Source organism: Pseudomonas sp. (genome assembly GCF_030696055.1).
In the GTDB taxonomy this organism is placed as follows: domain Bacteria; phylum Pseudomonadota; class Gammaproteobacteria; order Pseudomonadales; family Pseudomonadaceae; genus Aquipseudomonas.
The window spans coordinates 1-14,401 of the sequence record NZ_JAUYNP010000095.1; the positions used below are offsets into that span (position 1 = coordinate 1).

The window sequence follows — 14,401 nt, forward strand, 5'->3', positions numbered from 1 at the left end:
AGCGCCGACGACCGCCTGGTGTTCGGCGCCCGCGGTGGCTATCGCTTCGGCGGCCGACTGCGCACGGATTTCAACCTGAGCGAGGCCGAACGCGGCCTGCGTCGCCACCTGTTCGGCGAGCTGTTCCCCCAGCTCAAGGACGTGCGCATCAGCCACGCCTGGGGCGGCAACCTGGGCATGGCGCGGCGCTTCCGCCCGCATATGTTGATCGACCGGCAGAGCGGCATCGCCCTGTCCGGCGGCTACGGCGGCGAAGGCGTGGGCGCCAGCAACCTCGGCGGGCGCACCCTGGCCGAGCTGATCCTCGGCACGTCCAGTGAGCTGACCCGCCAGCCCTGGGTGCTCGACGGCCAGTCGATCCGCCGGCTGCCGCGCTGGGAGCCCGAACCGCTGCGCTGGCTCGGCTACAACGCGATCATCCACAGCTTCGCCTTTGAGGACCGCATCCTGGCCAACCCCCACAGCCCGCCCTGGCGCCGCCGCCTGGCCACCGGCCTGTCCGGGTTTTTGGAAGGTTTTATGCGCTGACCCCGCGCACAAAAAAGCCCCCGCCTGTTAACCCAGGCGGGGGCTTTTTTCAGCCGTTTAACCTATCCGCTGTTTTTCTTGGCGGCGCGGCTACAGGGCTCTACATACATCCTGGCAGCGGCATTGCGAAGTCGGTGGTGATGTCCACCCGCGCATTGGGGGTCGCCTCTACCTGCAAGCCCAGCATCCCCGTGGAATTCCAGGAGCTGATCGGCGGGCCGTCATACACCACCACACTGCCGCTCTCATAGAGCCGCACCCGGTTAATTCCACCATACCAAGTGAACGACACCGGTTGAGCCGTGGCGGTTTGGATCCACGTCATCCCCGCACCGAGAGCGGTGGGTTGCGTGCAAAACTTTGCTTGAGCCGGTAGAGCACAGGCTGTGATGAGCAGCAGGCTAGCGACGCGAATAGCTTTTTTCATGATGACCTCCATGCCGAACACAATAAAAGTCGAAGCGATGTAGAGCCCTCTAAGTTGTAGTTCATTCACGTTCGGTGGGTGGCCTATATATTCGAGGCGAATTCAGCCGCTAGAGAGGCCGTAGTGATTTCTTTTCAACCAACGGCCGCCTTCACCCAGCACATGGCCCAACTGCTGCTCTAGTCACGCTCGCAAGCGCTCATGGCTAGGTGAGTGGCGGAAGGTAGCTACAAAGCTGCTGGTAACACCTGCTGGGGCATAGCCAAGAAAAAGCCCCCGCCAACTCAGGCTGGCGGGGGCTTTTTTTCAACGCGCTAGATTAGGCGTTGCTTTTCTTGGCGGCGCGGGTGCGCTCGCTTTCGCCCAGAATTTTCTTACGCAGGCGAATCGACTTCGGCGTCACTTCACACAGCTCGTCTTCTTGAACGAATTCCAGCGCTTGCTCCAGGGTGAAGCGAATCGGCGGAACCAGGGCGATAGTTTCGTCTTTACCGGAAGCACGCATGTTGTCGAGCTTCTTGCCTTTGGTCGGGTTCACACCCAGGTCGTTGTCGCGGCTGTTGATGCCGACGATCTGACCTTCGTACACGTCTTCACCGTGACCCAGGAACAGCTTGCCACGCGCCTGCAGGGTTTCCAGGGAGTAGGTCAGCGCCTTACCGGTAGCAACCGAAACCAGCACGCCGTTCTGACGGCCGGACATGTCGCCGGACTTCATCACGTCGTAACGGTCGAAGATCGAGGTCAGGATGCCTGCACCGGAGGTCAGGGTGAGGAACTCGTTACGGAAACCGATCAAGCCACGAGCCGGGATGTTGTACTCGAGGCGCACACGGCCCTTGCCATCCGGAACCATGTTGGTCAGGTCGCCCTTACGGATACCGATCTGTTCCATGATCGAGCCCTGGGATTCTTCCGGCAGGTCGATGGTGACGTTTTCGTAGGGTTCGTGTTTCACGCCGTCAACCAGACGGATGATCACTTCTGGACGACCAACACCCATTTCGAAGCCTTCGCGACGCATGGTTTCGATCAGTACCGAGAGGTGCAGCTCACCACGGCCGGAGACCTTGAACTTGTCGGCGGTATCGCCTTCTTCGACGCGCAGAGCAACGTTGAACAGCAGCTCCTTGTCCAGACGTTCCTTGATGTTACGGCTGGTGACGAACTTGCCTTCCTTACCGCAGAACGGCGAGTCGTTAACCTGGAAGGTCATGGAAACGGTGGGTTCGTCAACGGTCAGCGGCTTCATTGCTTCGACATTCAGTGGGTCGCACAGAGTGTCGGAGATGAACAGCTGGTCGAAGCCGCTGATGCAGACGATGTCGCCGGCAGCTGCTTCTTCAACGTCGATACGGTGCAGACCGTGGTGACCCATCAGCTTGAGGATACGACCGTTGCGGCGCTTGCCGTCGACGTCGATGGCCACAACTTGAGTGTTCGGCTTGACGCGACCACGAGCGATACGGCCAACGCCGATGACGCCGAGGAAGCTGTTGTAGTCCAGAGCGGAGATTTGCATCTGGAACGGACCGTCACGGTCGACTTTTGGAGCCGGAACGTTGTCGACGATCGACTGGTACAGCGGCGTCATGTCTTCCGCCATGGCGGTGTGTTCCAGACCGGCAATGCCGTTCAGCGCGGAGGCGTAAACGACTTTGAAGTCCAGCTGCTCTTCGGTGGCGCCCAGGTTGTCGAACAGGTCGAAGATCTGGTCCAGAACCCAGTCCGGACGCGCGCCCGGACGGTCAACCTTGTTGATCACCACGATTGGACGCAGGCCGGCTTCGAAAGCCTTCTTGGTCACGAAACGGGTCTGCGGCATCGGGCCGTCTTGGGCGTCGACCAGCAGCAGCACGGAGTCAACCATCGACATCACGCGCTCAACTTCACCGCCGAAGTCGGCGTGGCCGGGGGTGTCGACGATGTTGATGTGGTAGCCGTTCCAGTTGATGGCGGTGTTCTTCGCCAGAATGGTGATGCCACGCTCTTTTTCCTGGTCGTTGCTGTCCATCACGCGCTCGTCGTTGAGCTCGCCGCGCTCGAGGGTGCCGGACTGACGCAGGAGTTTGTCTACCAGGGTGGTCTTACCATGGTCAACGTGGGCGATGATGGCGATATTGCGTAGATTTTCGATCACTTGTGTATCTCGATCAGAGGATTCGGTGTGCCACTTAGTCTAGGCGGCGAGTGTTAAGAAACAGTGCTTCAGCGGGCCCGTCGGTCGGGAGGGCGATGGCGAATACTGCCGCCATTCAACCCGGGCGTCTTATGTCGGACGATAAACGCGCACATTGGCATGTCCCTCGCTGAGCAGGTGGTGGGCATGCAAACGGCTCATGACGCCTTTGTCGCAATACAGCAGGTATTGGCGCGTGGCATCCAGCTCTTTAAAGCGGCTGTTCAGGGCATAGAACGGCAGCGTTTGCACTTCGATGCCGGGCAGCTCGAGGGGCTGCTCTTCGGCGCTATCCGGGTGACGGATGTCGATGATGACATGACTGGCCAGGGCTTCGCTGACTTCCTCGACCTTGATGTCCTTGCCCAGCTCGTCGATCACCTTGTCGATCGGCAGCAAAGTCGCGCGTTGCAGGGCGCGTTCGAGAATCGCCATATCGAACTGCGCTTCTTCGTAGGCGATGCGCTCCGGCTTGGCCTTGGTGGTCGGGTTGACCGAAATCACCCCGCAATATTCCGGCATATGCTTGGCGAACTCGGCTGTGCCGATGGCCGTGGCGCAGTCGATGATGTCTTGTTTGTGGCTGGCGATCAGCGGGCGCAGCACCAGCATGTCGGTGGCCGAGTCGATCACCGAGAGGTTCGGCAGGGTCTGGCTGGACACCTGGGAAATCGCCTCACCGGTGACCAGGGCGTTGATCTGCAGTTTCTCCGCCATATGGGTGGCGGCACGCAGCATCATGCGCTTCAAGATTACGCCCATCTGGCTGTTGTCGACCTTGCCGAGGATCTCGCCCAGCACTTCCTCGAACGGCACGCTGATAAACAGCACACGCTGCGAGCTGCCGAATTTCTGCCAGAGGTAATGCGCCACTTCCATTACACCCAACTCGTGGGCACGGCCGCCCAGGTTGAAGAAGCAGTAATGGGTGATCAGGCCGCGGCGCATCATCTGATAGGCGGCGACCGTGGAGTCGAAGCCGCCGGACATCAGCACCAGGGTCTGCTCCAGCGAACCCAGGGGATAACCGCCCAGGCCTTGATGCTGGTTGTGAATGATGAACAGGCGCTGGTCGCGGATCTCCATGCGCACTTCGACCTGCGGATTCTTCAGGTCGATACCGGCGGCGCCGCACTGTTGGCGCAACTGGCTGCCGACATGGCGCTCGATATCCATGGAACTGAAGCTGTGTTTGCCGGCGCGCTTGCAGCGCACGGCGAAGACCTTGCCCGGCAACTGTGCGGCGAAGTGCAGCTTGCACTTCTCCAGCACGTCAGCGAAATCCCCCAGGGGGTATTCATCGACTTGGAGGAAATGGGTGATGCCTGGCGTACAGCGGAGGCGCTCGATCATCGCCTGCAGGGTTTTCGCTTCGCTGATCTGGGTTTCCACTTCCAGATTGTCCCAGACGCCGCTGACCTGCAGCTGCGGATCGAACTCACGCAAAACCGAACGAATATTCTTCGCCAGCTGCCGGATAAAGTGCTTACGCACCGGCCGGCTCTTGATGGTGATTTCCGGGAAGACTTTAACTATCAGTTTCATGAAAACAACGCACGCCGCGACGGCCAAAAAACAGGGGCGCGGATTATAGCGGAAATTGCTCAAGCTTTGATCAAAAACCTGCAAGCTTTACATTTGCGCACCATTTAAGTGCGCACTAGAAATATGACGAACCATAATGGTGCAAATATTTATGCTGCGCACGGCCGCAGGCCCCGCCAGCCCTGAGTTTCAGGGCATACACCCATTCCTGTGCACTGGCATGCAATTTGCTCCCTTGTGAGGCAGGTTGCCCTGGCGGACTATGCCGCCGGGCCGCACCGTACTATTGAGGGCTCATCATTCCGAGCCTTGACCATCTGGAGGACAGCATGTCGAAGTCGATTCAACTGATTAAAGAACACGACGTGAAGTGGGTTGACCTGCGCTTCACCGACACCAAGGGCAAACAGCACCACGTGACCATGCCGGCACGCGATGCGCTGGACGACGAATTCTTCGAAGTCGGCAAGATGTTCGACGGCTCCTCCATCCATGGCTGGAAAGGCATCGAAGCCTCCGACATGATCCTGCTGCCGGTTGATGACACCGCCGTGCTGGACCCCTTCACCGAAGAGCCGACCCTGATCCTGGTCTGCGACATCATCGAGCCAAGCACCATGCAGGGCTACGATCGCGACCCGCGTTCGATCGCCAAGCGCGCCGAAGAATTCCTGAAAACCACCGGTATCGGTGACACCGTATTCGTCGGCCCAGAGCCTGAGTTCTTCATCTTCGACGAAGTGAAGTTCAAGTCCGACATTTCCGGCTCCATGTTCAAGATCTTCTCCGAGCAGGCTTCCTGGAACACCGACGCCGACATCGAAGGCGGCAACAAGGGCCACCGTCCAGCCGTTAAAGGTGGTTACTTCCCAGTTCCACCGTGCGACCACGACCACGAAATCCGTACTGCCATGTGTAATGCCATGGAAGAAATGGGCCTGGTCATCGAAGTTCACCACCACGAAGTGGCGACTGCCGGTCAGAACGAAATCGGCGTGAAGTTCAACACCCTGGTGGCCAAGGCTGACGAAGTTCAGACCCTGAAGTACTGCGTACACAACGTGGCCGATGCCTACGGCAAGACCGCGACCTTTATGCCGAAGCCGCTGTACGGCGACAACGGTTCGGGTATGCACGTACACATGTCCATCGCCAAAGATGGCAAGAACACCTTCGCCGGCGAAGGCTATGCTGGCCTGTCCGATACCGCCCTGTACTTTATCGGCGGCATCATCAAGCACGGTAAGGCCCTGAACGGCTTCACCAACCCGTCGACCAACTCCTACAAGCGTCTGGTCCCAGGTTTCGAAGCTCCGGTGATGCTGGCTTACTCGGCCCGTAACCGTTCGGCTTCGATCCGTATCCCGTACGTGTCCAGCCCGAAAGCCCGCCGCATCGAAGCACGCTTCCCGGATCCGGCTGCCAACCCCTACCTGGCCTTCGCCGCTCTGCTGATGGCCGGTATCGACGGTATCCAGAACAAGATCCACCCTGGCGATGCAGCCGACAAGAACCTGTACGACCTGCCGCCAGAAGAAGGCAAGCTGATCCCGCAAGTCTGCGGCAGCCTGAAAGAAGCCCTGGAAGAGCTGGACAAGGGCCGTGCGTTCCTGACCAAGGGCGGCGTATTCTCCGACGACTTCATCGACGCTTACCTCGAGCTGAAGAGCGAAGAAGAAATCAAAGTCCGCACCTTCGTACACCCGCTGGAATACGACCTGTACTACAGCGTCTAAGCCCGCACGCACTACAAGAGGCCACCTTCGGGTGGCCTCTTGCATTCTGCAGCCGCCCGTCACGTCGCCGAACTCGGCAGACTCAAAATCCCTGCCCGACCTTTTACCCCACTGTTTGCTGCACTGGTACACGCCCGCGTATCAGCGCCCTTGCCAGAGGGCGCCACCAGTGCAAGTCTTAGCGGCACATCCATCAGGAGAGTCAGGCCATGCGCCCTCTACTCATCTGCCTGCTACTGGGCCTGGCCATGCCGGCCAGCGCGCAGATCTACAAGTACACCGACGCCCAGGGCAATACCGTCTTCACCGATCAACCCCCAAAAGGGCAGGCGGCCGAAAGCGTCGAGTTGCAGCAGACCAATAGCGTGGAGATGCAGGTACCCAGCCCAGCTCCCGAGAGCAGCCCGCCCGCCGCGGCCACTGCAGCCCCCTATACCACCCTGCAGCTGACGGATGTGCCCAGTGATGAAGCCATGCGCGCCAACAACGGCACCTTCAGCGTCGGCGTACAGATAGAGCCGCGCCTGGGCGGCGCGCACCGTTTGCGCCTGCTGCTGGATGGCCAGCCCTACGGCCAAGCGAGCAATGTGCCGCGCCTGCAGCTGAGCAATGTCGAGCGCGGTGAGCACAGCTTGGCGGTGGAGGTGCTCAGCGGCGACAAGTCGATCCAACAGAGTGCGACCCTCACCTTCAGCATCCAGCGGGTCAACACCAAGAGCCCCGCCCTGCGTCCACCACCACCCCCTCCACCCAAACCGGCCCCCTAACCCATGCGCAACCTGTTGTTCTGCGGCTTGATGCTGCTCGGCCTACCCGCCATGGCCCAGGTCTATACCTATATAGATGCCGAAGGCAATCGGGTGTTTACCGACAAACCCAAATCCGGCAATGCCGAGCGCATCGAGCTGGCGCCGGGCAACTCCATGTCGGCAACCTACCCGCCAGCGGCGCCGCCGGCAGCGGCAGCGGCAGCGGCGGTGGCACCGGCCCTGCGCTATCAGGTGCTACGCATTCTGGTACCGCAACCCGACGCGACCGTGCGTGACAACGCCGGCAGCCTGATAGTCAGCGTCAGCAGCGAGCCCGGGCTGTTTCCCGAGCACAGCTACCGCCTGCTGCTGGATGGTGCGCAGGCGGGACAAACCGGCCGCAGCCCGGTATTCCCGCTGGAAAACATCGACCGTGGCAGCCATCAGCTGACAGTGGAAATCATCGACAGCCAAGGCCGCATCATCGAACGCACGCCCAGCCAGCCCTTCCATCTGCAGCGCACCTCCCTGGCACTGAAACGCAAGATCCACCCGTGCAAAAAGGCCGACTACGGCGTACGCCCGGAATGCCCGATCAAAGACAAGCCGCCGAAAAAGAAAGACATTCCCCTGATCCCCTTCCTATAAGCCAGACAGCTGCGCACCAACGTGGTGCGTCTTGTCTAGGCTATTTCTATACTGTCCCTGTTTTGGGTCACGCAAGCCGACCCGGCTGCGCCGAAAAGCAGCCATAACCCGCGACCTTGCGCATAAACACGCTTCTTTTCGGGGCCTTGGTTTGCTTCTTGCATTTTCCGATGCATTCTCGGGATCGCCAATGATGACCATAAACGACGCACTGCACCGCCTGCTGCTGGATAACCTGACCACCGCGACCCTGTTGCTCAATGCCGACCTGCGCCTTGAGTACATGAACCCGGCGGCGGAAATGCTCCTGGCCGTCAGCGGCCAGCGCAGCCATGGGCAATTTATCAGCGAACTCTTTACCGAATCGACGGAAGCCTTGAACGCCCTGCGCCAAGCCGTCGAGCAGGCCCACCCGTTCAACAAGCGCGAAGCCATACTGACCTCGCTGAGCGGCCAGACCCTGACCGTCGACTATGCGGTGACACCCATCCTCAACCGCGGCGCCACCCTGCTGCTGCTGGAAGTGCACCCGCGCGACCGCCTGCTGCGCATCACCAAGGAAGAGGCGCAGCTGTCCAAGCAGGAAACCACCAAGATGCTGGTGCGCGGCCTGGCCCATGAGATCAAGAACCCCCTGGGCGGCATCCGCGGCGCGGCGCAGCTGCTGGCCCGCGAACTGCCGGAAGAAAGCCTTAAGGACTACACCAATGTGATCATCGAGGAGGCCGACCGCCTGCGTAATTTGGTCGACCGTATGCTCGGTTCGAACAAGCTGCCGTCCCTGGCGCTGACCAACGTGCACGAGGTGCTGGAGCGCGTCGGCAGTTTGGTCGAAGCGGAGAGCCAGGGCAGCATCACCCTGGTGCGCGACTACGACCCGAGCATTCCCGATGTGCTGATCGACCGCGAGCAGATGATCCAGGCCGTGCTCAATATAGTGCGCAACGCCATGCAGGCCATAGGCCAGCAGAACGAGCTGCGCCTGGGCCGCATCACATTGCGCACCCGCACCCTGCGCCAGTTCACCATCGGCCATATCCGCCATCGCCTGGTGACCAAGGTCGAAATCATCGACAACGGCCCGGGCATTCCCAGCGAGCTGCAGGACACCATCTTCTATCCCATGGTCAGCGGGCGTGCCGACGGCACCGGCCTGGGCCTGGCGATTACCCAGAACATCATTAGTCAGCATCAAGGCCTGATCGAGTGCGAGAGCCATCCTGGCCACACCGTGTTCTCGATCTTCCTGCCGTTGGAACAAGGAGTAACTCCGTCATGAGTCGCAGTGAAACCGTCTGGATAGTCGATGACGACCGCTCCATCCGCTGGGTCCTGGAAAAAGCCCTGCAACAAGAAGGCATGACCACCCAGAGCTTCGACAGCGCCGACGGCGTGCTCAGCCGACTGGTGCGCCAGCAGCCGGATGTGATTATCTCGGATATCCGCATGCCCGGCTCCAGCGGCCTGGAGCTGCTGGCACGAATTCGCGAACTGCACCCGCGCCTGCCAGTGATCATCATGACCGCGCACTCCGACCTGGACAGCGCGGTGGCCTCCTATCAGGGCGGCGCCTTCGAGTACCTGCCCAAGCCCTTCGATGTCGACGAAGCGGTCTCCCTGGTCAAGCGCGCCAACCAGCACGCCCAGGAACAACAAAGCCTGAGCGTGCCGGTCGAGCTGGCGCGCACCCCGGAAATCATCGGCGAAGCGCCGGCCATGCAGGAGGTGTTCCGCGCTATCGGCCGCCTCAGCCATTCCAATATCACCGTACTGATCAATGGCGAGTCCGGCACCGGCAAGGAGCTGGTCGCCCACGCCCTGCACCGCCACAGCCCGCGCGCCGCTGAACCCTTTATCGCGCTGAATATGGCGGCGATTCCGAAAGACCTGATGGAGTCCGAGCTGTTCGGCCACGAGAAAGGCGCCTTTACCGGCGCGGCCAACCTGCGCCGCGGGCGCTTCGAGCAGGCCGACGGCGGCACCCTGTTCCTCGACGAAATCGGCGATATGCCGGCGGATACGCAGACCCGCCTGCTGCGGGTGCTGGCCGACGGCGAGTTCTACCGGGTCGGCGGGCATACCCCGGTCAAGGTCGACGTACGCATCATCGCCGCCACCCACCAGAACCTGGAAACCCTGGTGCAGGGCGGCAAGTTCCGCGAAGACCTGTTCCACCGCCTCAACGTGATCCGCATCCATATCCCGCGCCTGTCGGATCGCCGTGAAGATATCCCCACCCTGGCCCGCCACTTCCTCAGCCGCGCCGCACTGGAACTGGCCGTCGAGCCCAAGCTGCTGAAGAACGAGACCGAGGATTACCTGCAGCAATTGCCCTGGCCGGGCAACGTGCGTCAGCTGGAAAACACCTGCCGCTGGATCACCGTCATGGCCTCCGGCCGTGAAGTGCATGTCGACGACCTGCCGCCCGAGCTGCTCAGCCAGCCCCAGGACAGCGCGCCGGTCAGCAACTGGGAACAGGCCCTGCGCCAGTGGGCCGACCAGGCCCTGGGCCGCGGCCAGTCGAACCTGCTCGACAGCGCCGTGCCGGCCTTCGAGCGCATCATGATCGAGACCGCGTTGAAACACACCGCCGGCCGCCGCCGCGATGCCGCGCTATTGCTCGGCTGGGGGCGCAATACCCTGACGCGCAAGATCAAGGAGCTGGGCATGAATATCGACAGCGCCGATGACGAGGACGGCGACGACGCCTAAGCCACTGCTAGAAACACCAAACGGGCCTAGGGCCCGTTTTTTTATGCCTGCCATCCATGGCAGCCACCCTTTGGGCCGTCGCTACGCGACGTTAAAAATGGCTCCCGACTATTTTTTTATTGCCCACTGAACGCCCCGAATCGGCGCCCAATTGCACCGCAGTGCACTGGCGTAAGCCATTTTTACCCCTCCACCAGCCCAGGGCGGCGGGCAAAACCAGGCGCAAGCCTTAAATAACGCGAATCAGCGTCGTCGTAATAAAACTGGCACAAGCTCTGCATAGACTCAAGCAATCCCAGTTTTGGGGACCTTGGTACAGGCAGGCCGGGGATTCCCCTCTTTTATTCGTGCTCCAGGCTGACCAGCAGCCGCCAACGCCCGTCCAGCTCCTCGGCACGCCACTCGCCGCGCAGCGGACGGGCCGCCACCACCCGCAGCAGCAGATCCCTCCTCTCCCGCTGCAGCCGCCAATTGGCCGTCTTGCCTTGCACGCTCAGCTGGCCTTGCTGCTCGCGACCGAAACTTTCAAAACGTAAGACAAACACCCCGGCGGCCTGCTCTGCACGCGGCTTCGGCTCGACGTTAAACCACAACGCCAGCTCCCCGTCGCGCTCCTCCACCTGCTTCAGCCACAACGGCTCGGGCTGCAATAGCCGACCGATCATCATACCGATCAGAAAGCCGAACAGCGCCAGCGAGCCGATCACGCGCACCCACGGACGTGGCCGCGGGTCTGTAGAATGCTGCTGGTCTTCAAGCTCGGAGCCGCGCATGTTTCACGTGATCCTTTTTCAACCGGAAATTCCACCGAATACCGGCAACATTATCAGGCTCTGCGCCAACAGCGGCTGCCACCTGCACTTGATCGAACCCCTGGGTTTCGAACTGGACGACAAACGCCTGCGCCGCGCCGGCCTGGATTACCACGAATACGCCAGCCTGCAACGCCACGCGGACCTGCCCAGCTGCCTGGCGAGCCTCGGCCAGCCCCGCGTCTTCGCCTTCACCACCAAGGGCTCACAGCTGTTCCATCAGGTCAGTTACCGGCCCGGCGACGCCTTGCTGTTCGGCCCGGAAAGCCGCGGCCTACCCCAGGAGATCCGCGACAGCCTGCCCGTCGAGCAGTGTCTGCGCCTACCGATGCGCGAGGGCTGCCGCAGCCTCAACCTGTCCAACACGGTGGCGGTGGCGGTCTACGAGGCCTGGCGCCAGCAAGACTTCGCCACCCCGTAACACCAGCAGACGCGCACAAAAAATTGCCTGGAGCAATTTTTAACGTCGCGCAGCGACGGCCCGAAGGGTGGCCGCCAGGGATGGCAGGCCATAAAAAAGCGCCCCGAAAGGCGCTTTTTCAGCAGCTGCATAAGGCCTAGAGCCTGTTTACGATCTCGCGAGCTAGAGCCAGTCAAGGCGCTACGTTAGTAACAGCCTCCGGCTGGTCAAAACAGCCGAGGAAGCGCAGTTTACGCGCTGTAAATGAGCATTCCGAGGCTGTTTTTAACGCCGGATGGCCGACGCGCAGCAGATCCTAAACAGGCTCTTAGTGGGCCGTAGCAACCTCGGCAGCCTGCTGCTGAATACGCTGCAGCTCTTGCGCGTACAGCGCATCGAAGTTCACCGGGGCCAGCATCAGCGCCGGGAAGGAGCCGCGCACCACCAGGCTATCCAGGGTTTCGCGGGCATAAGGGAAGAGGATGTTCGGGCAGAAGGCACCCAGGGTGTGGCTCATGGACGCCGCGTCCAGGCCCTTGATCAGGAAGATACCGGCCTGCTGCACTTCGGCAATAAAGGCGGTTTCTTCGCCGTTCTTCACGGTCACCGAGAGGGTCAGCACCACTTCGTGGAAGTCGCCATCGAGGCTCTTCTGGCGGGTGTTGAGGTCCATGGCCACGCTCGGCGTCCACTCCTGACGGAAGATTTCCGGGCTCTTCGGCGCTTCGAAGGACAGGTCACGCACATAGATACGCTGCAGGGAGAACTGTGGGGAGTGTTCGCCCTGAGCGGCGCCGTTGCTAGCTTGTTCAGTCATGGCAAAGCCTTCTTATCGTGGTTTCTTAACGTTTTGGTTATGCCTTGAGCAGCGCGTCGAGCTTGCCGGCGCGCTCCAGGGCGTAGAGATCATCGCAACCACCCACATGGGTGGTGCCGATCCAGATCTGCGGTACCGAGGTTTGCCGCGCCTTGCGGGTCATCTCGGCGCGCACTTCCGGCTGGCCGTCGACCTTGATTTCTTCGAAGGCCACGCCCTTGTTGGCCAGCAATTGCTTGGCGCGAACGCAGTAGGGACACCAGTCGCTGGAATAGATGACGACTGCCGGCATCTCACTTCACCAGTGGCAGGTTGTCACCGCGCCAGCTGGCCACCCCGCCAGACAGCTTGGCGGCGGTAAAACCGGCCTTCTTCAGGTCACGGCAAACGGCGCCGGCCTGCTGGCCCATGGCGTCGACCACTATCAGGGTCTTGGCCTTGTGCTTGTCCAGCTCGGCCATCCGCGCGGTGAGCTTTTCGAAGGGAATATGCAGGGCGCCGACTATATGCCCGGCGGAGAAATCCTTCTGTCCACGGATATCCAGCACCAGGCCCTGATCGCTATTGAGCAGCGCGGTCAGCTCGCGGCTGCTCAGGCTTTGCCCGCCTTTACGCGCCTCGGTGAAGGCCAGCAGCGCCAGAAGGGCGACGAACACCCCACTCAATACATAGTGGTTCGTGACAAATTCAATCAGGTTGGCAAGCATTGCGCGGTTCCGGGACGGTAAAATGTGGGCCAGTATACACAGCCCCACAGGTCGGCCAAACCCCTGCCTGGCGGTGACGCGCGCAGCACTTGGTCGTAAAATGCCGAGCCTTTTTTGCCCCTCATGCAGAGCGAGCCAGCTTTATGAGCGCCACGCCCAAACCCCTGGTACTGATCATCCTCGATGGCTTCGGCCACAGCGACAGCCCCGAATCCAACGCCATCATGGCGGCTCACACCCCGGTCTACGACCAGTTGCGCGCCACCCGGCCGCATGGCCTGATCTCAGGCTCGGGCATGGATGTCGGCCTGCCGGACGGGCAGATGGGCAATTCCGAGGTCGGCCATATGAATCTGGGCGCCGGCCGCGTGGTCTACCAGGACTTCACCCGCGTGACCAAGGCGATCCGCGATGGCGAGTTCTTCGACAATGCGGTGATCACCGCCGCGGTGGATAAAGCCGTCGGCGCCGGCAAGGCCGTGCATATCCTCGGCCTGCTCTCCGATGGCGGCGTGCACAGCCACCAGGACCATCTGGTGGCCATGGCCGAACTGGCCGCCCAGCGCGGCGCGGAAAAAATCTACCTGCACGCCTTTCTCGACGGTCGCGATACGCCGCCGAGAAGCGCGCAAGGCGCCATCGAGCTGCTCGACGGCGCTTTTGCCAAGCTCGGCAAGGGCCGCATCGCCAGTATCTGCGGGCGCTACTTCGCCATGGATCGTGACAACCGCTGGGACCGCGTCGAACAGGCCTACCAGCTGATAGTCGACGGCCACAGCCAGTTCCAGGCCGCCAGCGCCATGGCCGGCCTGGAGGCCGCCTACGCCCGCGGCGAAAGCGATGAATTCGTCAAGACCACCGGCATAGGGGCGCCGGTGCGCGCAGAAGACGGCGACGCCGTGGTGTTTATGAACTTCCGCGCCGACCGCGCCCGCGAGCTGACCCGCGCCTTCGTCGAACCCGCATTCAAGGAATTCGAGCGTACGCGCGTGCCGCAACTGGCCGACTTCGTGATGCTGACCCAGTACGCCGCCAGCATCAAAGCCCCCAGCGCCTTCAAGCCGGAGGCGCTGAGCAATGTGCTGGGCGAGTACCTGGCGAACAACGGCAAGACCCAGCTGCGCATCGCCGAAACCGAGAA

Annotated in this window: 15 protein-coding genes; 8 read left to right on the top strand and 7 right to left on the bottom strand. The window is 61.4% G+C overall.

The genetic code is table 11. From position 1 onward, the window contains the following. On the top strand, nucleotides 1–528 hold a 528-nt coding region (locus tag Q8Q83_RS05760), incomplete at its 5' end, for an FAD-dependent oxidoreductase (protein ID WP_371132365.1). A gap of 100 nt (nucleotides 529–628) precedes the next feature. Here the strand turns inward: Q8Q83_RS05760 and Q8Q83_RS05765 are convergent. From Q8Q83_RS05765 to thiI, 3 genes are all read right to left on the bottom strand, one after another. Continuing rightward, nucleotides 629–955 carry a hypothetical protein gene (locus tag Q8Q83_RS05765; RefSeq protein ID WP_305621937.1) on the bottom strand — a complete coding sequence of 109 codons (327 nt, stop codon included), beginning with the start codon at nucleotides 953–955 and terminating at the stop codon, nucleotides 629–631. A 319-nt stretch (nucleotides 956–1,274) separates the two neighbouring features. Beyond that, nucleotides 1,275–3,095: a translational GTPase TypA gene (typA, locus tag Q8Q83_RS05770; protein WP_305621939.1), complete on the bottom strand. Its 1,821-nt coding sequence runs from the start codon at nucleotides 3,093–3,095 to the stop codon at nucleotides 1,275–1,277. 129 nt (nucleotides 3,096–3,224) lie between these two features. After that, nucleotides 3,225–4,679 (bottom strand): tRNA uracil 4-sulfurtransferase ThiI, encoded by a 1,455-nt coding sequence (thiI, locus tag Q8Q83_RS05775; RefSeq protein WP_305621940.1) that lies wholly within the window; start codon nucleotides 4,677–4,679, stop codon nucleotides 3,225–3,227. A gap of 329 nt (nucleotides 4,680–5,008) precedes the next feature. Here thiI and glnA point away from each other — a divergent pair, with 329 nt between their 5' ends. The 5 genes from glnA to ntrC all read left to right on the top strand — a co-directional run bounded on the left by glnA (nucleotide 5,009) and on the right by ntrC (nucleotide 10,524). Beyond that, nucleotides 5,009–6,415: a glutamate--ammonia ligase gene (gene glnA / locus Q8Q83_RS05780; protein WP_305621942.1), complete on the top strand. Its 1,407-nt coding sequence runs from the start codon at nucleotides 5,009–5,011 to the stop codon at nucleotides 6,413–6,415. Nucleotides 6,416–6,624: 209 nt separating this feature from the next. Next, nucleotides 6,625–7,182, top strand: coding sequence for a DUF4124 domain-containing protein (locus Q8Q83_RS05785; protein WP_305621944.1), 558 nt, complete (start codon nucleotides 6,625–6,627; stop codon nucleotides 7,180–7,182). Between the two features lie 3 nt (nucleotides 7,183–7,185). Beyond that, on the top strand, nucleotides 7,186–7,812 hold the full coding sequence (locus tag Q8Q83_RS05790) for a DUF4124 domain-containing protein (protein WP_305621946.1): 627 nt from the start codon (nucleotides 7,186–7,188) through the stop codon (nucleotides 7,810–7,812). Nucleotides 7,813–8,005: 193 nt separating this feature from the next. Next, the gene (gene glnL, locus Q8Q83_RS05795) at nucleotides 8,006–9,091 is read left to right on the top strand and encodes a nitrogen regulation protein NR(II) (protein ID WP_305621948.1); all 1,086 of its coding nucleotides are present in this window, start codon (nucleotides 8,006–8,008) and stop codon (nucleotides 9,089–9,091) included. Beyond that, nucleotides 9,088–10,524: a nitrogen regulation protein NR(I) gene (gene ntrC, locus Q8Q83_RS05800; RefSeq protein ID WP_305621950.1), complete on the top strand. Its 1,437-nt coding sequence runs from the start codon at nucleotides 9,088–9,090 to the stop codon at nucleotides 10,522–10,524. The genes glnL and ntrC overlap by 4 nt, the downstream gene beginning before the upstream one ends. Nucleotides 10,525–10,865: 341 nt before the next feature. On the opposite strand, the gene Q8Q83_RS05805 is transcribed toward ntrC, so the two are convergent. Continuing rightward, entirely contained in the window at nucleotides 10,866–11,297 is a 432-nt protein-coding gene (locus Q8Q83_RS05805) for a hypothetical protein (RefSeq protein WP_305621951.1), read from the bottom strand. On the opposite strand from Q8Q83_RS05805, the gene trmL reads away from it, so the two are divergent. Then, the gene (gene trmL, locus Q8Q83_RS05810; protein ID WP_305621953.1) at nucleotides 11,296–11,757 is read left to right on the top strand and encodes a tRNA (uridine(34)/cytosine(34)/5-carboxymethylaminomethyluridine(34)-2'-O)-methyltransferase TrmL; all 462 of its coding nucleotides are present in this window, start codon (nucleotides 11,296–11,298) and stop codon (nucleotides 11,755–11,757) included. The genes Q8Q83_RS05805 and trmL overlap by 2 nt on opposite strands. 307 nt (nucleotides 11,758–12,064) lie before the next feature. Here trmL and secB read toward each other — a convergent pair whose 3' ends face one another. From secB to Q8Q83_RS05825, 3 genes are read right to left on the bottom strand one after another with little or no spacing between them, the layout of a single operon-like run. Continuing rightward, complete coding sequence (gene secB / locus Q8Q83_RS05815) at nucleotides 12,065–12,553, bottom strand: protein-export chaperone SecB (protein WP_305621955.1); 489 nt, start codon at nucleotides 12,551–12,553, stop codon at nucleotides 12,065–12,067. Between the two features lie 37 nt (nucleotides 12,554–12,590). After that, on the bottom strand, nucleotides 12,591–12,845 hold the full coding sequence (gene grxC / locus Q8Q83_RS05820; protein ID WP_305621956.1) for a glutaredoxin 3: 255 nt from the start codon (nucleotides 12,843–12,845) through the stop codon (nucleotides 12,591–12,593). 1 nt (nucleotide 12,846) lies between these two features. Further along, nucleotides 12,847–13,260 (bottom strand): rhodanese-like domain-containing protein, encoded by a 414-nt coding sequence (locus Q8Q83_RS05825; protein WP_305621957.1) that lies wholly within the window; start codon nucleotides 13,258–13,260, stop codon nucleotides 12,847–12,849. A gap of 143 nt (nucleotides 13,261–13,403) precedes the next feature. Here Q8Q83_RS05825 and gpmI point away from each other — a divergent pair. Beyond that, a partial coding sequence (gene gpmI, locus Q8Q83_RS05830; RefSeq protein WP_305621958.1) for a 2,3-bisphosphoglycerate-independent phosphoglycerate mutase occupies nucleotides 13,404–14,401 on the top strand: 998 nt, incomplete at its 3' end.